The organism is Saccharothrix sp. HUAS TT1, from assembly GCF_040744945.1.
Classification (GTDB): Bacteria; Actinomycetota; Actinomycetes; order Mycobacteriales; family Pseudonocardiaceae; genus Actinosynnema.
Genome location: NZ_CP160453.1, coordinates 4,344,036 through 4,361,046 on the forward strand (window position 1 = coordinate 4,344,036; position 17,011 = coordinate 4,361,046).

The following is a 17,011-nucleotide window of genomic DNA, read 5'->3' on the forward strand; positions in this document are numbered from 1 at the left end:
GAGCCATGCGGCGGATCATGGGAACCGAAGTCGAGTACGGCATCTCGGTGCCGGGTGACGCGACGGCGAACCCGGTGCTCACCTCGACACAGGTGGTGCTCGCCTACGCGGCCGCCGCCGACATACCGCGGGCCCGCCGGGCGCGCTGGGACTACGAGGTCGAATCGCCGCTGCGCGACGCGCGCGGCTTCGACCTCGGCGCCCCCGGCGGCCACCCGGGCGACAACGACGTCGAGGACCTCGGCGCGGCCAACGTCATCCTCACCAACGGCGCGCGCCTCTACGTCGACCACGCCCACCCCGAGTACTCCGCGCCCGAGGTCACCAACGCGCGCGACGCGGTGATCTGGGACAAGGCGGGGGAGCGGGTGATGGAGGAGGCCGCGATGCGCGCGGCCACCGTGCCCGGCCAGCCCCGGCTCCAGCTGTACAAGAACAACGTGGACGGCAAGGGCGCCAGCTACGGCACCCACGAGAACTACCTGATGCAGCGCAGCACGCCGTTCACCGCCGTGATCGCCGGGCTCACGCCGTTCTTCGTGTCCCGCCAGGTCGTGGTCGGCTCCGGCCGGGTCGGCATCGGCGCGGCGGGCGAGGAGGCCGGCTACCAGCTGTCCCAGCGCTCGGACTACATCGAGGTCGAGGTCGGCCTGGAGACCACGCTCAAGCGCGGCATCATCAACACCCGCGACGAGCCGCACGCCGACGCGGACAAGTACCGCCGGCTGCACGTGATCATCGGCGACGCCAACCTCGCCGAGTACTCCACCTACCTCAAGTGCGGCGCCACGTCGCTGGTGCTCGACATGATCGAGGCCGGCCGCCGGTTCGACGACCTGCGGCTGCAGGAGCCGGTCCGCGCGGTGCACCAGATCAGCCACGACCCGACGCTGAAGACCAGGGTGGAGCTGACCAACGGGCGCAAGGTCACCGGGCTCGACCTCCAGTTCGCCTACCACGAGCGCGCCGCCGCGTTCGTGGAGCAGGAGGGCTACGGCGACCGGGACGTGCTGCGCGTGTGGGGCGAGGTGCTGGACGCGCTGGCCCGCGACCCGCAGGAGTGCGCCGACCGGCTCGACTGGGTGGCGAAGCTGCGGTTGCTCGAAGGTTATCGCGCCCGGGACGGCCTGGCCTGGGGCTCGCCCCGGCTGTCGCTGGTCGACCTGCAGTACTCCGACGTGCGGCTGGACAAGGGCCTGTACAACCGGCTGGTGGCCCGCGGCTCGATGAAGCGCCTGGTCGGCGAGGAGGAGGTGCGCGCGGCCGTCCTCGCGCCGCCGGAGGACACCCGCGCCTACTTCCGCGGCCGCTGCCTGGAGCGCTACCCCACTTCGGTGGCCGCCGCGTCGTGGGATTCGGTGATCTTCGACCTCGGTCGGGAATCACTCGTTCGGATTCCCACCCTGGAACCGCTGCGCGGCACGAAAGCCCACGTCGGAGCCCTGTTGGAAGCCTCCGACACAGCCGAGCAACTGGTGGAGGCGCTGACCCGGGGCTGATCAACAGACCCGAGTGGCAGGCGCAGTTCGTCGTACCTCGTGGGTAGGCTTTAACTCGCAGGACCCGAAGACCGGGAGGTCGACATGGCCCAGGAACAGGTTCAGCGCCAAGGCGGCGGTGACGGCGACGAGAACGGCGACGGCGCGGCGGGCGCCGGTCAGGAACGCCGGGAGAAGCTCGGCGAGGACGTCGACGCCATCCTCGACGAGATCGACGACGTCCTGGAGGAGAACGCCGAGGACTTCGTCCGCGCGTACGTGCAAAAGGGCGGCGAGTAAGAAGCCGCCGGCGGGACAGGAGAGAAACCCACACATGGACCACAGCTCGACCGGGCACTACCCGGCCGCGTCGCTGCCCCCGGCCTACCTCAGGCCGGGGTCGTCGTCGTTCACCGATTTCCTCCGCGCCCAGGCACCCGAACTGCTGCCGTCGAGCCGCAAGCTCCCCGAGGGCAGCGCGGTGCAGGCTCCGCACGGCACCACCATCGTCGCCCTGACCTTCAAGGGCGGCGTGGTGATCGCGGGCGACCGGCGCGCCACGATGGGCAACGTGATCGCCCAGCGCGACATGAAGAAGGTCTTCGTCACCGACGACTACTCGGCGGTGGGCATCGCGGGCACGGCGGGCATCGCGGTCGAGATCGTCCGGCTCTACGCGGTCGAGCTCCGGCACTACGAGAAGATCGAGGGCGTCTCGCTGTCGCTGGACGGCAAGGCGAACCGGCTCTCCGCGATGATCAAGGGCAACCTGGACGCCGCGCTGGCGGGCCTCGCGGTCGTGCCGCTGTTCGCGGGCTTCGACACCGACGCGCCCGACCCGGAGCGCGCGGGCCGCATCATCTCCTACGACGTGACCGGCGGGCGGTACGAGGAGTCGCAGGGCTACCAGGCCGTCGGCTCCGGTTCGCTGTTCGCGAAGTCGGCGCTGAAGAAGCTGTACGACCCCGACGCGGAAGCGGAGCGGGCCGTCCGGACCGCGATCGAGGCGCTGTACGACGCGGCCGACGACGACTCGGGCACCGGCGGGCCGGACGTGATCCGCAAGATCTACCCGGTCGTCGTGACGATCACCGCCGACGGTGCGGCGCACCTGCCCGACGAGGAGACGGCCGCGCTCGCCGAGGCGGTCGTCGAGGGCCGCAAGGCCCGGCCGTCGGGCTGAGCGCCGTGCCGACCCCGATCCCCACCCGCATCCGCCGAGCCCGGGAGCCGCACCAGTGACGATGCCGTTGTACGCCTCACCCGAGCAGATCCTCCGCGACCGCGCGGAGTACGCGCGGAAGGGCATCGCCCGAGGCCGGAGCGTCGTCGTGCTCCGGTACGCCGACGGCGTGCTGTTCGTGGCGGAGAACCCGTCCGCCACCCTGCACAAGGTGTCCGAGATCTACGACCGAATCGCGTTCGCCGCGGTCGGCCGCTACAGCGAGTTCGAGAACCTGCGGCAGGCGGGCATCCGGTTCGCCGACATCCGCGGGTACCAGAACGACCCGCGCGACGTGACCGGGCGGTCGCTGGCCAACGTCTACGCGCAGACGCTGGGCTCGATCTTCGCCGAGCAGATCAAGCCGCTGGAGGTGGAGATCTGCGTGGCCGAGGTCGGCACCGCGCCCGAGCAGGACACGCTGTACCGGCTCACCTACGACGGCTCGATCGTCGAGGAGCCGCAGTACGTGGTGATGGGCGGCCAGGCCGAGGCCACCGGCACCGCGCTGAAGGACGCCTACACCGAGTCCCAGCCCCTGGCCGACGCCGTCCGCACGGCGGTGAAGGCCCTGAGCGCGGGCAGCACCACCACCGGCAACGGCAAGCCGGACCTGCTGGACCGCGGCAAGCTGGAGGTCGCGGTCCTGGAGCGTTCCCGGCCGCGGCGCGCGTTCCGCCGCATCGCGGGCGCCGCGCTGGCGGCCCTGCTCCCCGGCGACGACCCGGCGCCGGCCGAGGCGGCCGAAGCCGAGGAGCCGTCCGCCGAGGGCGGCGGGAAGAAGCCCGCGTCGGACGCGAACCTGCCGCCGAACGACGACAAGGCGTAGGTCCCACCCGACCGCGAAGGCCCCCGGTGATCCCACCGGGGGCCTTCGCCGTGCCCGGAGGCGTCCCTCCTGCTCGCAGCACACCCGGGTCCGCGCGAACAGCGTGAACCCGGTCGAGCAGCGATGGGTCGTCCAGCGCGGGCACCCCGTGGCTCACCGTTGACGGGGCACCCTCACCCCTGGGGTCGGTAGACGGCGAGGGCGGCGGGCCGGGCCCGGAACTCGAAGCGGGAGCCGGTCGGCCCGACCTCGCCGTCGGTCGCGATCGCCACCGCGCCGTCGAGCAGCCGCACGTCCAGCCACCGCGTCTCCAGGTGCCGGTACGTCCGGCTGCGGTGCAGGGAGCCCAGCAGCGCGCCGGCGAAGAACCGGGCGCGGGAGAACCGGGTGTCCGCGCGGATGTACCGGACGTCCATCAGGCCCGCGTCCAGCGCGGGCCGCATGGTCGGCGCGAACCCCTTCGGCCGGTACGGGCCGTTGCCGACGAACAGCATCCACACCAGCTGCGGCTCGCCGTTCAGCTCCACCCGCATGGGCCGCGACGTGCGCAGCACCGAGGCCAGCGCGATCGCCGCCGCCGGCCACTTGCCCCACCGGTCCTGCAACTGCTCCCGCAGCCGCACCATGTCGGGGTAGCCGCCCAGGCTCGCGGTGTTGACGAACCAGCGCGGCCCGTCGCCGTCCACGGACACCGCGGCCAGGTCGACCAGCACGCCGTCGCCGTCCGCGGTCGCCCGCGCCGCGTCGTCCAGCCCCCGCACGCCGACGTCGCGCGCGAAGTGGTTCAGCGTCCCGGCGGGCACCAGCACGAGCGGCAGCCGGTGCGCCGCCGCCAGCGCCGCGACCGCCGCCACCGACCCGTCACCGCCGGCCACGCCGAGCGCCTGCGGAGCGTGGTCCTCGATCACCGTGTCGAGGTCTTCGATTCCCACGAACGTGGCTTTCGGCCACTCCTGGGCCAACGCCCCGGTCGGGTCCGCGCCGCCCAGCCCGGCGCTCGGGTTCACCACGACCACCAGGCCCTCGCCGTCGACCAGCGGCTCCAGCTCCCGGTGCTCCCGCGCCGACGCGGCCTCGGTCCGCCCCAGCGGCCACCAGCGCCTGGTCACCAGGCCCGCGCTGACCCCGATCGCGGCGCCCGCGACCACGTCCGACGGCCAGTGCACGCCGGTGTGCACCCGCGAGTACGCCACCGCCGCCGCGACCGGCGCGACCACCGCCGCCAGCGCGGGCGACTCCATCGCCAACGCCGTGGTGAACGCCGCCGCCGACGCCGAGTGCCCGGACGGGAACGACGACGACGTGGGCCGCTTGGTCAGCCGCCGGCCCGGCGTCAGCAGGTCCGCGGCGGGCCGGCGGCGCGGGAACAGGCGCTTGGCCACCAGGCTCGAACCGAAGCTCGCGCCCGCGATGGCCGCCACCCCGCGCAGCGCCGCGCGCCTGGTCACGCCCTTGCGGACGGCCAGCACGCCGGCCACCGCGAACCACAGCGCGCTGTGGTTCGCGGCGCGCGACAACTTCTTCATCCCGCGGTCGGCGGACGGGGCGCGCAACGCCCCGGAACGCCGCATCAGGGCCTGGTCCAGGCGGTTCACTCGTCGGAGCACGACAGGAACGTTATCCGCGAAATCGGCGCGACGCCCGATTGGATCACTGATGAAAGCGCCGAATGCGCCTACTGTTGAGGGATGCAGCGGCGGATCTTCGGCATTGAGACTGAGTTCGGGGTGACCTGCACCTTCCACGGGCAGCGCAGGCTGTCCCCGGATGAGGTCGCGCGTTATCTGTTCCGCCGGGTCGTCTCGTGGGGACGCTCGTCGAACGTCTTCCTGCGCAACGGCTCTCGGCTCTACCTCGACGTCGGCTCGCACCCCGAGTACGCCACGGCGGAGTGCGACGACCTCGCCCAGCTCGTCACGCACGACAAGGCTGGTGAGCGGATCCTCGAAGACCTGCTCGTCGACGCCGAGCGCAGGCTCGCCGACGAGGGCATCGGGGGCGACATCTTCCTGTTCAAGAACAACACGGACTCCGCGGGCAACTCCTACGGTTGCCACGAGAACTACCTGGTCGCGCGGGCGGGGGAGTTCTCCCGCATCGCCGACGTCCTGCTGCCGTTCCTGGTGACCCGGCAGCTCATCTGCGGCGCGGGCAAGGTGCTCCAGACGCCGCGCGGAGCGGTCTACTGCCTGTCGCAGCGGGCCGAGCACATCTGGGAGGGCGTGTCCAGCGCCACCACCCGGTCGCGCCCCATCATCAACACCCGCGACGAGCCGCACGCCGACGCCGAGCGCTACCGGCGGCTGCACGTCATCGTGGGCGACTCGAACATGTCCGAGGTGACCACGCTGCTCAAGGTGGGCAGCGCCAACCTCGTGCTGGAGATGATCGAGCAGGGCGTCCAGTTCCGCGACTTCAGCCTGGACAACCCGATCCGCGCGATCCGCGAGATCAGCCACGACCTGACCGGCAGGCGCACCGTGCGGCTGGCGGGCGGCAAGGAGGCGTCGGCGCTGGACATCCAGCGCGAGTACTACGAGCGCGCGGTGGAGCACGTCGCCAAGCGCGCGCCGGACCCCATGGCCGAGCGGGTGCTGGAGCTGTGGGGCCGCACGTTGGACGCGGTCGAGGCGGAGGACCTGTCCAAGATCGACCGCGAGATCGACTGGGCCATCAAGTACCGGCTGATGGAGCGCTACCAGGCCAAGCACGACATGGACCTGTCCAACCCGCGCATCGCCCAGCTCGACCTCGCCTACCACGACATCCGGCGCGGCCGGGGCATCTTCGACCTGCTCCAGCGCAAGGACCAGGTCGAACGGATCACCGACGACGGCGAGATCGAGGCCGCCAAGGACACCCCGCCGCAGACCACGCGGGCCAAGCTGCGCGGTGACTTCATCGCCGCCGCGCAGGCCGCGGGCCGCGACTTCACCGTCGACTGGGTGCACCTGAAGCTGAACGACCAGGCCCAGCGCACCGTCCTGTGCAAGGACCCGTTCCGCGCGGTGGACGAGCGCGTGGAGCGGCTGATCTCGTCCCTGTAAGAGCTGGTCGGGAGCCCCGGGCCCGGTGGTCCGGGGCTCTCTTCAGCCCAATTGAAAAAATACTTTTTTACGTACAAGGTGATTTTCGCGATGAGAGACGTCCTGTACCTGGAGCAGATCGAGCAGGCCGAGGCGCTGCTCAAGCCGCAGCGCATCGAGGTGCTGCGGCAACTGGCCGAGCCGCGCTCGTGCACCGAGGTCGCGGCGGCGCTCGACCAGACCCCGCAGCGGGTCTACTACCACGTGAAACGCCTGGTCGAAGCCGGTCTGGTGGCCCAGGTGGGCGAACGGCGGGTGCGCGGCGTCCACGAGGGCGTCTACCAGGCCGGCGCGCGGTCGTACTGGCTGTCACCGGGCCTGGTCGGCCGGCTCGGGCTGCGCCGCGCCCAGGACGAGCTGAGCCTGGGCTACCTGCTCGACCTGGTCGAACAGGTCCAGTCGGACATCGCGGGCCTGGACCGGGCCCGCCCCGAGCTGCCGTCGCTGGGCGTGTCCGGCGACATCAGGGTGCGGCCGGACCAGCGGCAGCAGTTCTTCGACGACCTCAGGACGACCCTGCAGGACCTGTTCGCCCGCTACGGCGGCGCGGAGGGCGACGCCTTCCGGCTGGCCGTGGCGTGCTACCCGAAGGAGGAGACCGATGAGTGAGACCGCGGTCCTCCGCGCCCGCACCACCGCGCCCGTCGACCGGGTGCGCCGGGCGCTCACCGACGCCGGCGAGCTGGGCACGTGGCTGGCCGAGCACGTGGACGTCGAGCTGCCCGACCGGTTCGGGTTCTGAGGCCGCACCACGCCGGGGGCGACCGGCCGCGCCAGGTGCTGCGGCACGTGGGCGCGGGTTCGCTGCGCTTCGGCTGGCACGTCGGCGGCGAGGGCACCACCGTCCCCGTCGACCGGGCCGCCGAGGAGGGCGGCGCCGTGGTCACGCTCGCGCAGAGCCACTTCCCCGGCTGGCGGGAGGCCGTGGCCGAGAGCGGCGTGCTCGGCCACCTCCACACCTACTGGCGCCTGTCGCCGGCCAACCTGGTCGACCACGTCGAAGGCCGCCCGCTCACCCCGAAGGTCGACTTCACCACCGCCGAGATGCGCGGCGAGGTGCTGGTCGGCGCGCCCGTCGAGGCGGTGGCCCGGTCCCTGGTCGACGCCGAGGAGCACTCGCGGTGGTTCGGCGCGAAGATCGACATCGAGGCGTGGGAGGGCGGCCGGGTCCCCATGGGCGGGTTCGAGATGAACCCGCAGCCGGCCGAGGTGGTCGACTTCGAGCCCGGCAGGAGGATGGGCGTCGACCGGGGCGGCATGGTGTCCACCCGGGAGCTGGCCGGGTCCGACGGCGGCACGCGGCTCACGTTCGTGCAGAGCGGGTTCGACCCCGGCCTGCCGCCGCACGGCGCGTGGGCGGGCCGGCTGTCCGGCGTCGCCGAGCTGCGCCGCTACCACGAGCTGGCCGACTGGCGGCCGATCCGGCTCCAGCCGGACGTGCCCGGCCTGCCCGAGGGCGTGCTCGTCGAGGGCTGGTCACCGGGGGTCGGCCGGCGAGGGCCGGTCGCCGACGAAGACGACCGTCTCGGCCAGCGGCGCCCGACCCGTCCGCGGGTGGTGCGCCGCGACGTCCTCGTACCCGATCGACACGCCGCAGAAGAGGATCAGCCCCTCCGGCGGCGACAGGACGTCCGCGACCGTCTTCCGGTACACCGACCAGGCCATCTGCGGGCAGCTGTGCAGCCCCTCGGCGCGCAGCAGCAGCATGACCGTCTGGAGGAACATGCCGACGTCGGACCACTGGGGCAGGCCCAGGTCGCGGTCGACGTAGCAGAACAGGGCGGCGGGCGCGCCGAAGCAGTCCCAGTTCCCCGCGGCGGCCCTCTGCCTGGCCTCGACGTCCTCGCGGGTGACGCCGAGCGAGCCGTAGCGCTGCTCGCCGAAGGCGGCCCGGCGCTCGCGGTACGGCGACCCCAGCGCGGCCGGGTACATCTCGTACTCCCGCTCGTCCCACGGGTCGCCCGCGACGACCCGCTCACCGGCCCGCTCCTTGATCTCGGCCAGCGGCGTGCCGGTCACCACGTAGGCGTGCCACGGCTGGAGGTTGGACCCCGACGGCGACCACGCCGCCGCGGCCAGCACCCGTCGCAGCACCTCGTCCGGCACCGGCCGGTCGGTGAACGCGCGCACCGCCCGCCTGCCGGTGACCGCCTCGTAGACGTCCATGGTCCCCATCTCCTCCGCTCGACGCTCCTGTCAAGTGGACGATCGGGGATCGCGGGTTGTGACAGTGTGCCAGATCACCGTGACCGATGGTCACCGAAATGCCTGTTTCGCGAGGTGGGGGGCCGCTGAACGGCGGCCTCCCACCGCTGGCAATCGACTGAATGGACCATTCATCTGCTTCGGGGGCGGGTATGGCGTCACCCCGCCCCCGTCCGGGGATAGGGTTCCGGTGTGGCCATCGCACGTGCCGAACGGCTCGTCAACCTGGTGCTGTGCCTGCTCTCGACCCGGCAGTACCTGACCGCCGAGCGCATCCGCGCCATCGTCCCCGGCTATGCCGACGCACCCACGGACGAGGCGTTCTTCCGCATGTTCGAACGCGACAAGACCGAGCTGCGCGACCTCGGCGTGCCGCTGGAGACCGGCCGCAGCGCGGGCTTCGACGCCGTCGACGGCTACCGCATCGCCCGCCGGGACTACGAGCTCGGCGACATCGACCTGGAACCCGACGAGGCCGCCGCCGTCGCCCTGGCCGCCCGGCTGTGGGACTCGCCGCAGTTCACCGGCGCCGCGCACGGCGCCCTGATCAAGCTCCGCGCCGCGGGCGTCGACGTCGACCAGGACGTGCACGTGCCGGTCGAGCCGAAGGTCCGCACCAGCGAACCCGCGTTCCCGCCGCTGCTCGCCGCCGTCCAGGAGGGCCGCGTGGTCGAGTTCGACTACCGCCGCCCGTCACCGGTCGAGGTGCGCGCCCGCACCGTCGAGCCGTGGGGCGTGGTCGCCTGGCGCGGTCGCTGGTACCTCGTCGGGCACGACCGCGACCGGGACGCGCCGCGCTGCTTCCGGCTGTCCCGCATCGTCGGCGACGTGCGGCTCACCGGCAAGCCCGGCGCCGTGCAGCGGCCCGACCAGGTCGACCTGCTGTCGTTCGTGGCCCGCACCCAGCCCGCCGCCGACCAGGCGCCCGCCACCGCCGAGCTGTGGGTGGCCCGCGGCCGGGCGCAGGGCGTGCGCCGCCGGGCCCGCGTCATCGGCACCAGGGACTTCGACGGCGAGCCCGGCGACGTGCTGCGGATCGAGCTGAGGTTCCCCGACTCGGCCGCGACCTGGATCGCCGGGTTCGGCCCCGACGTGGTGGTGCTGGAGCCCGAAGTGCTGGCCAAGTCCGTGCGGGAGAAGCTGCTCGGCGCGCTGCGCGGTGCGGGGGTGCGCGCGTGAACGCCGCCACCGACCGGCTGCCCCGGCTGCTCGCCCTGGTGCCCTACCTGCTGGCCCGCCCCGGCATCCCGATCGAGGAGGTCGCCGAGGACTTCGAGGTCACGCCCAAGCAGGTGCGCAAGGACCTCGAACTGCTGTGGATGTGCGGCCTGCCCGGCTACGGCCCCGGCGACCTGATCGACCTGTCCTTCGAGGGCGACACGGTCACCGTCACCTTCGACGCGGGCATGAGCCGGCCGCTGCGGCTCACCGCCGCGGAGGCCACGTCGCTGCTGGTGGCGCTGCGCGCGCTGGCCGAGACGCCGGGCGTCGCCGACCAGGACGCCGTGCAGCGCGCGGTGGCCAAGATCGAGGCCGCCGTGGGGCAGGCCCAGCCCGCCGGGGTGGCCGTCGGCCTGGCCGTCCGGGAGGCCCCGGAGACCGCGCGCGTGCGCGACGCGGTGTCCGACGGCGTGCTGCGCCGCCGCGCCCTGCACCTGCGCTACTACACCCCGTCGCGCGACGAGGTCACCGAACGCGTCGTCGACCCGATGCGGATGCTGCTGGTCGAGGGCCGCGGCTACCTGGAGGCGTGGTGCCGCGCCGCAGACGGCGTGCGGCTGTTCCGGCTCGACCGGATCGACGCCGTCGACGTGCTGGCCGAGCCCGCCGCCCCGCCGCCGCACGCCACCCCCACCGACACGTCGGAGGGGTTGTTCCAACCCGACCCGTCGCAGCGGACGGCCGTGCTGGTGCTCGAACCGGACGCCCGCTGGGTGGCCGAGTACTACCCGACGGACGGCCTGGTCGAGCTGGCCGAAGGCCGGGCCAGGGTGCTCATGCGGTACGCCGACACGGCCTGGATGGTGCGCCTGCTGCTCGGCTTGGGCGGGGAGGTGCACGTCGAGCAGCCGCCCGACCTGGTCGCCGAAGTCGCCCGGCAGGCCGAGGCCGCATTGCGCCGGGCAGATCACCTCCCGGCAACCTAGGGCCAGTACGGTGGTGCCGTGCCGTACTTGCCGATCCTGGCCCTGGTCCTGCTCGGGCTGGTCCTGCTGGTCCTGACCGTCCTGCGAGTCGTCGGACCCTTGCGCCGCTTCCGCGCCGCAAGCACTCTGGTGGGTGACAGGGTCGGCGACGGCGTCGGTCTGCTGCGGGCGCGCTCTGCCGCGCTCGGAGTGGCCATCGCCCAACGGCGTCCGGATCACGCCCGCCAGGGCAAGCCCCGCGTACCATCGGTGGACCGGGGGAGACAGGAGGACAACCGTGGGTAACCTCGGACCAACCGAACTGATCATCATCGCCGTGGTGATCATCCTGCTGTTCGGCGCGAAGAAGCTGCCCGACATGGCCCGCTCGATCGGCCGCTCGGCGAAGATCCTCAAGGCCGAGACCAAGGGCCTGCGCAACGAGGACGACCCGCAGCAGCAGGCCACCACCGCGCAGCAGGTCCCCGCGCCGCAGCAGCTGCCGGTCGCCCAGCCGGTGGTCCAGCAGCCCGTCGCCCAGCAGCCCGTGGTCCAGCCCCAGGTCGCGCAGCCGGTCACGCCGCCGCAGCCGCAGGTGACCCAGCCGCAGGTCGCCCAGCCCATCGAGCAGTCCGCGCAGAACCTGCAGAACAAGCAGAACACCAACTAGAGCCGCGTCAACAAGAGCCGAAGGACGGTCCGCACGGTGGGGGCAAGTCCGGTCCGGTGGTGGGCCCAAGTCCGGGAGCGCCGCAAGATCACGAGCCGTCGGGGCAACCCGGACGGCACCATGTCGCTGAAGGACCACCTCTACGAGCTGCGGCGCAGGCTCGGGTGGGCGCTGCTGTTCATCTCGGGCGGCGCGATCTTCGGCTTCATCTGGTGGGAGTGGAACATCTTCGGCCTGCCGGACCTGGGCGACGTCGTCGTCGACCCCTACTGCGCGATCCCGGAGACCCAGCGGCTCACCCAGCAGGGGCAGGGCTGCCAGCTGCTGCAGACCAAGCCGTTCGAGATCTTCATGATCCGGCTCAAGGTCGGCGCGGGCGCGGGCATGGCGCTGACCGCGCCGCTGTGGCTCTACCAGGTGTGGCGGTTCATCTCGCCCGGCCTGTACGCCAAGGAGCGGCGCTTCGCGGTCGTGTTCGTGGCCATCGCGTCGGTGCTGTTCGTCGCGGGCGCCACGCTGGCGTTCTACGTGGTCCCGCAGGGCCTGGAGGTGCTGGTCGGCTTCGGTGACGAGAAGTTCATCACCGCGCTGACCGCGGGGGAGTACGTCAGCTTCCTCGTCGCGCTGCTGCTGATCTTCGGGGTGAGCTTCGAGCTGCCGCTGATCGTGGTGATGCTCAACCAGGTCGGCGTGGTCAGCTACGCGAAGCTGCACAAGTGGCGGCGCGGCATCGTGTTCGCCCTGTTCATCTTCGCCGCGGTCGCGACGCCGGGCACCGACCCGTTCTCGATGGTCGCCCTGGCCATCGCGCTCACCCTGCTGTTCGAGGTGGCGATCCAGATCGCCCGGGTGCACGACCGGCGGGCCGAGCGCAGGCGCAAGGCCGAGGGCCTGGACGACGTGCCGGACGACGAGGCCGCGCCGTTCGACTACACGCCGTCGCCGGAACCCGTGGCGTCACCCGAACCGGTGCCGACGCCGGACCCGGTGGCCGCGCCGGAGACCTCCGGACGCGCCCGCTACGACGACGTGACCTGAGCGAGATCACCTGATCCGGTGAAGCCTTTGTAGGCTTCCCGACCATGTCGACGTCAACGCGGGCGGCCCTGCTGGTGAACCCCACCTCGGGCAAGGGCAGGGCCGGCCGCATGGCGGGCACCGTCGCCGAACGGCTGCGCGACGTGGTCGACCACCTGGACCTGCACGTCGCGCCCACCGCCGCCGGCACCGCCGACCTGGCGCGCCGCGCCGTGGCCGACGGCGTGGACGTGCTGGTGGTCCTCGGCGGCGACGGCGGCGCCCACCTGGCCGTGCAGGCGTGCGCCGGGTCCTCGACCGCGCTCGCCGTGGTGCCCGCCGGCACCGGCAACGACCTGGCCACCGCCCTCGGCACCACCTCGCTGGACGACGTGGTCACCGCCCTGCGCGAGGGCTCCCGCGGCCCGCTCGACCTCGGCCGCGTCGAGGGCGGGCCGTGGTTCGCCACCGTGCTGTGCGCGGGCTTCGACTCGGCGGTCAACGAGCGGGCGAACGCGATGCGCTGGCCCGCCGGACCCCGCCGCTACGACCTGGCGATCCTGGCCGAGCTGGCCGCGCTGCGACCGCGGCGCCTGGTGGTCGAGACCGAGGACGACGTGCTGGAGCTGGACGCGCTGCTGGTCGCGGTCGGCAACACCACCAGCTACGGCGGCGGCATCCCCGTCTGCCCGGACGCCTCCACCACCGACGGCCTGTTCGACCTGACCGTGGTGCGCGCCACGCCCCGCCGCACCCTGCTGCGGATGCTGCCCACCCTGCGCACCGGGCGGCACGTCGACCACCCCGCGGTGCGCACGCTGCGCGCCCGTTCCGTGCGGCTGTCCGGGCCGCCCTGGGTGGCCTACGCCGACGGCGAGCGGCTGAGCGAGGTCCCGCTGACCGCGACGTGCGTCCCGGGCGCCCTCACCGCCGTGACCCGCGCCGCCGCCGGTCCCGTCACCGGTGCCGGCTGAGCACGTCGCGCCTGCGCCACGAGTCGCGCGGCTCGGCCGTGCCCCGCCCGAACAGCCACCCGGCCACCGCCAGCACCCCGTTGGCCGCGTCCAACGGTGTGCCGTGCGCCGACTCGACCGTCTCGATCTCGTGCCTGCCGCAGTCCCGGATGGCGTCGCAGCGCACCGAGATCTCACCCTCCACCTGCCACGGCGGGGGCGGCGCGACCACGTTCCGGTGCGGGTCGCGCGGCAGCGACAGGTGGACGTGGAACGCCACCTCGTCCACCTCGGCGAGGGCCGACAATCCCGCGTAGGGCGCGCCCGGCAGGTGGTCGAACACCAGGCCGGTGCCCGGTCTGCCCAGGTGACCGGCCAGCTGCTCGACCCGCGCCGCGGCCTGCCGCAGCACGTCCAGCACCGGGTCCACGTCCTCCAGGTCCGGGAACACCCACCGGAGGTCGCCCTCCGCCAGCGGAATCGCCTCCACGCCTGCAGTGTGCCGCACGATCAAGGCCGGTAGTCTCTATAGCTTCAGTGTTGACCGAAGCCAGTCCGTTCCGGTCCGCTGCGGATCTGAAGCGATTTTGTCGGTCCCATGTGACAGCCTGGACAGGTGTCAAGCACTTCGCGGTCTCCGGCCGACTCGTACGCGGACTTCCGCCGCCGCGCCTCCCGGCCCAAGCTGGCCGACTTCCTGGGAGTCATCTCGTTCGACCTCGACCCGTTCCAGCAACGCGCCTGCGAGGCGCTGGAGGACGGGCACGGCGTGCTGGTCTGCGCCCCCACCGGCGCCGGCAAGACCATCGTCGGCGAGTTCGCCGTGCACCTGGCCCTGTCCGAGGGCAGCAAGTGCTTCTACACCACCCCCATCAAGGCGCTGTCCAACCAGAAGTACGCCGACCTCGTCGCCCGCTACGGCCCCGAGAAGGTCGGCCTGCTCACCGGCGACACCTCGGTCAACGGCGACGCGCCCATCGTCGTGATGACCACCGAAGTGCTGCGCAACATGCTGTACGCCGGGTCCTCCACCCTCAAGACCCTCGCCTACGTGGTGATGGACGAGATCCACTACCTGGCCGACCGGTTCCGCGGCCCGGTGTGGGAGGAGGTCATCCTGCACCTGCCCGAGTCCGTCCGGCTCGTCGGCCTGTCCGCCACCGTCAGCAACGCCGAGGAGTTCGGCGAGTGGCTGGTCGAGGTGCGCGGCGACACCACCGTCGTCGTGGACGAGCACCGGCCCGTGCCGCTGTGGCAGCACATGATGGCGGGCGGCCGGATGATGGACCTCTTCGCCGGCGAAGGGCCCGACGGGCACACCAGGATCAACCCGCAGCTGCTCCGGCACACCGACGACCTGGCCCGCTTCCACGTGCCGTGGAGCCGCAACCGCAACAACAAGGACCAGCGCGGCAGGCCGCCGCGCGGCTCCGGCTTCAAACCGCCGTCCCGGGTCGACGTCGTGCAGCGGCTCGACGGCGCCGGGCTGCTGCCCGCCATCGACTTCGTGTTCAGCCGCGCCGGCTGCGACGCCGCCGTCACCCAGTGCGTGCGCGCCGGGCTGCGGCTCAACTCCACCGACGAGGTCGAGCAGATCCGCGAGGTCATCGACCAGAAGACCAAGGACCTCCCCCAGGGCGACCTGATGGTGCTCGGCTACTGGGAGTGGCGCGAGGCGCTGGAGCGCGGCATCGCCAGCCACCACGCCGGCCTGCTGCCCGCGTTCAAGGAAACCGTCGAGGAGCTGTTCGTCCGCGGCCTGGTCAAGGTCGTCTTCGCCACCGAGACGCTGGCGCTGGGCATCAACATGCCCGCCCGCACGGTCGTGCTGGAGAAGCTGGTCAAGTACAACGGCGAAGCGCACGTCGACCTCACCCCCGGCGAGTACACCCAGCTCACCGGCCGCGCCGGGCGGCGCGGCATCGACGTCGAGGGCCACGCGGTCGTCGTGTGGCAGCCCGGCGTCGACCCCAAGGCCGTCGGCGGCCTCGCCTCCACCCGCACCTACCCGCTGCGCTCGTCGTTCCGGCCCGGCTACAACATGGCCGTCAACCTGGTCAACCAGCTCGGCGCCGCCGCCGCCCGGGAGATCCTGGAGCAGTCGTTCGCCCAGTTCCAGGCCGACCGGTCGGTGGTCGGCCTGGCCCGCCGCATCGAGCGCAACCGCGAGGCGCTGACCGGCTACGCCGACGCCATGACCTGCCACCTCGGCGACTTCGCCGAGTACGCGTCGCTGCGCCGCCGCGTCGCCGACCGGGAGAAGGCGCTGGCGCGGCAGAACACCACCGCCAAGCGGGCCGAGGCGGCGGCGTCGCTGGAACGGCTGCGCAAGGGCGACGTGATCGCCGTGCCGTCCGGCCGCCGCTCCGGGCTCGCCGTCGTCATCGACCCCGGGCTGGAACCGCTCGGCGAGGCGCGCCCGTTCGTCGTGACCGAGGACCGGTGGGCGGGCCGGCTGTCGTCGGCCGACTTCCCGCTGCCCGTCGAGGTGCTGGGCCGGATGCGGCTGCCCAAGCAGGTCGACACCCGGTCCCCGAAGGCGCGCCGCGACCTCGCCGCGTCCCTGCGCGCCACCGGCATCGTCGCGCCCGCGATGCGCAAGCGGCGCTCCACCGCGGACGACGACGCCGAGCTGGCCACGTTGCGGCGCGCGCTGCGGGCCCACCCGTGCCACGGCTGCGAGAAGCGCGAGGACCACGCCCGCTGGGGCGAGCGGTACCACCGGCTGCTGGCCGAGACCGAGCAGGTCGAGCGCAAGGTCGCCGCCACCACCCACTCGCTGGCCCGCGAGTTCGACCGCATCCGCGGCCTGCTGCGCGAACGCGGCTACCTGCACGCCGGCGAGAACGGGCCGGGCGAGGAGGTCACCGAGCACGGCAAGCGGCTGACCAGGCTCTACAGCGAGTCCGACCTGCTGGCCGCCGAGTGCCTGCGGCACGGCGTGTGGCGCGACCTCGACCCGGCCGAGCTGGCCGCCGTCGTGTCCGCGCTGGTCTACGAGGCCCGCCGGGACGGGCCGCTGGAAGCGCGGCTGCCACCGGGCAAGGTGTCCGACGCGCTCACCGCCACCGCCCGGCTGTGGGCCGAGCTGGAGGACGACGAGCGCCGGCACCGGCTCGACCGCACCCGCCAGCCCGACCCCGGGTTCGCCTGGGCGGTCTACCGGTGGGCGCGCGGCGAGTCGCTGGAGAAGGTGCTGTCCGCGGCCGAGGAGAACGGCGCCGAGCTGGGCGCGGGCGACTTCGTCCGGTGGTGCCGGCAGGTGATCGACTTCCTGGACCAGATCCGGGACGTCGTCGGCGGCGGCGACCCGGTCGGCGCGTCCGCCCGGAAGGCGGTCGACGCGCTGCGCCGCGGGGTGGTGGCGATGGCCACCGTTTGACAAAGCTTTGCGGGGCGGGTGGGTCACGCCCGCGCGGCTGTGG

General features: G+C 72.8%; 17 protein-coding genes and 1 pseudogene. 15 read left to right on the plus strand and 3 right to left on the minus strand.

What is annotated here, in order from left to right; genetic code table 11:
* Positions 1 to 5: 5 nt before the first annotated feature.
* From dop to prcA, 4 genes are all read left to right on the plus strand, one after another.
* The gene (gene dop / locus AB0F89_RS21125) at positions 6 to 1,499 is read left to right on the plus strand and encodes a depupylase/deamidase Dop (RefSeq protein WP_367127192.1); all 1,494 of its coding nucleotides are present in this window, start codon (positions 6 to 8) and stop codon (positions 1,497 to 1,499) included.
* A gap of 84 nt (positions 1,500 to 1,583) precedes the next feature.
* Positions 1,584 to 1,778, plus strand: coding sequence for a ubiquitin-like protein Pup (locus AB0F89_RS21130; protein WP_053716644.1), 195 nt, complete (start codon positions 1,584 to 1,586; stop codon positions 1,776 to 1,778).
* A 34-nt stretch (positions 1,779 to 1,812) separates the two neighbouring features.
* The gene (gene prcB, locus AB0F89_RS21135; RefSeq protein ID WP_367127194.1) at positions 1,813 to 2,661 is read left to right on the plus strand and encodes a proteasome subunit beta; all 849 of its coding nucleotides are present in this window, start codon (positions 1,813 to 1,815) and stop codon (positions 2,659 to 2,661) included.
* 55 nt (positions 2,662 to 2,716) lie between these two features.
* Complete coding sequence (gene prcA, locus AB0F89_RS21140) at positions 2,717 to 3,529, plus strand: proteasome subunit alpha (protein ID WP_367127196.1); 813 nt, start codon at positions 2,717 to 2,719, stop codon at positions 3,527 to 3,529.
* Between the two features lie 173 nt (positions 3,530 to 3,702).
* Here prcA and AB0F89_RS21145 read toward each other — a convergent pair whose 3' ends face one another.
* Positions 3,703 to 5,136, minus strand: coding sequence for a bifunctional phosphatase PAP2/diacylglycerol kinase family protein (locus AB0F89_RS21145; protein ID WP_367127197.1), 1,434 nt, complete (start codon positions 5,134 to 5,136; stop codon positions 3,703 to 3,705).
* A gap of 81 nt (positions 5,137 to 5,217) precedes the next feature.
* Here AB0F89_RS21145 and pafA point away from each other — a divergent pair, with 81 nt between their 5' ends.
* The 4 genes and pseudogenes from pafA to AB0F89_RS21165 all read left to right on the plus strand — a co-directional run.
* The gene (gene pafA / locus AB0F89_RS21150) at positions 5,218 to 6,576 is read left to right on the plus strand and encodes a Pup--protein ligase (protein WP_367127199.1); all 1,359 of its coding nucleotides are present in this window, start codon (positions 5,218 to 5,220) and stop codon (positions 6,574 to 6,576) included.
* A 90-nt stretch (positions 6,577 to 6,666) separates the two neighbouring features.
* A complete protein-coding gene (locus tag AB0F89_RS21155; RefSeq protein ID WP_367127201.1) occupies positions 6,667 to 7,224 on the plus strand; it encodes an ArsR/SmtB family transcription factor in 558 nt (185 codons plus the stop codon).
* Positions 7,217 to 7,357 (plus strand): hypothetical protein, encoded by a 141-nt coding sequence (locus AB0F89_RS21160; protein ID WP_367127202.1) that lies wholly within the window; start codon positions 7,217 to 7,219, stop codon positions 7,355 to 7,357. The genes AB0F89_RS21155 and AB0F89_RS21160 overlap by 8 nt, the downstream gene beginning before the upstream one ends.
* Before the next feature lie 302 nt (positions 7,358 to 7,659).
* Positions 7,660 to 7,890, plus strand: a pseudogene (locus AB0F89_RS21165) (SRPBCC domain-containing protein); the annotation flags it as partial.
* Positions 7,891 to 8,091: 201 nt separating this feature from the next.
* Here the strand turns inward: AB0F89_RS21165 and AB0F89_RS21170 are convergent.
* Positions 8,092 to 8,781, minus strand: coding sequence for a nitroreductase (locus AB0F89_RS21170; RefSeq protein WP_367127204.1), 690 nt, complete (start codon positions 8,779 to 8,781; stop codon positions 8,092 to 8,094).
* 231 nt (positions 8,782 to 9,012) lie between these two features.
* Between AB0F89_RS21170 and AB0F89_RS21175 the strand changes: the two genes are divergently transcribed.
* The 6 genes from AB0F89_RS21175 to AB0F89_RS21200 all read left to right on the plus strand — a co-directional run bounded on the left by AB0F89_RS21175 (position 9,013) and on the right by AB0F89_RS21200 (position 13,607).
* Positions 9,013 to 9,999, plus strand: coding sequence for a helix-turn-helix transcriptional regulator (locus AB0F89_RS21175; RefSeq protein WP_367127205.1), 987 nt, complete (start codon positions 9,013 to 9,015; stop codon positions 9,997 to 9,999).
* The gene (locus AB0F89_RS21180; RefSeq protein WP_367127207.1) at positions 9,996 to 10,967 is read left to right on the plus strand and encodes a helix-turn-helix transcriptional regulator; all 972 of its coding nucleotides are present in this window, start codon (positions 9,996 to 9,998) and stop codon (positions 10,965 to 10,967) included. The genes AB0F89_RS21175 and AB0F89_RS21180 overlap by 4 nt, the downstream gene beginning before the upstream one ends.
* Before the next feature lie 18 nt (positions 10,968 to 10,985).
* Positions 10,986 to 11,252, plus strand: a complete 267-nt coding sequence (locus tag AB0F89_RS21185; RefSeq protein ID WP_367127208.1) for a bacteriophage holin — start codon at positions 10,986 to 10,988, stop codon at positions 11,250 to 11,252.
* A complete protein-coding gene (gene tatA / locus AB0F89_RS21190) occupies positions 11,245 to 11,616 on the plus strand; it encodes a Sec-independent protein translocase subunit TatA (protein WP_367127209.1) in 372 nt (123 codons plus the stop codon). The genes AB0F89_RS21185 and tatA overlap by 8 nt, the downstream gene beginning before the upstream one ends.
* A gap of 120 nt (positions 11,617 to 11,736) precedes the next feature.
* Positions 11,737 to 12,654 (plus strand): twin-arginine translocase subunit TatC, encoded by a 918-nt coding sequence (tatC, locus tag AB0F89_RS21195; RefSeq protein ID WP_367138952.1) that lies wholly within the window; start codon positions 11,737 to 11,739, stop codon positions 12,652 to 12,654.
* A 44-nt stretch (positions 12,655 to 12,698) separates the two neighbouring features.
* Complete coding sequence (locus tag AB0F89_RS21200; protein ID WP_367127210.1) at positions 12,699 to 13,607, plus strand: diacylglycerol kinase family protein; 909 nt, start codon at positions 12,699 to 12,701, stop codon at positions 13,605 to 13,607.
* On the opposite strand, the gene AB0F89_RS21205 is transcribed toward AB0F89_RS21200, so the two are convergent.
* A complete protein-coding gene (locus AB0F89_RS21205; RefSeq protein ID WP_367127211.1) occupies positions 13,591 to 14,076 on the minus strand; it encodes a hypothetical protein in 486 nt (161 codons plus the stop codon). The two genes, AB0F89_RS21200 and AB0F89_RS21205, sit on opposite strands and share 17 nt — an antisense overlap.
* Before the next feature lie 126 nt (positions 14,077 to 14,202).
* Here AB0F89_RS21205 and AB0F89_RS21210 point away from each other — a divergent pair, with 126 nt between their 5' ends.
* On the plus strand, positions 14,203 to 16,968 hold the full coding sequence (locus tag AB0F89_RS21210; protein WP_367127213.1) for a DEAD/DEAH box helicase: 2,766 nt from the start codon (positions 14,203 to 14,205) through the stop codon (positions 16,966 to 16,968).
* Positions 16,969 to 17,011 lie beyond the last annotated feature (43 nt).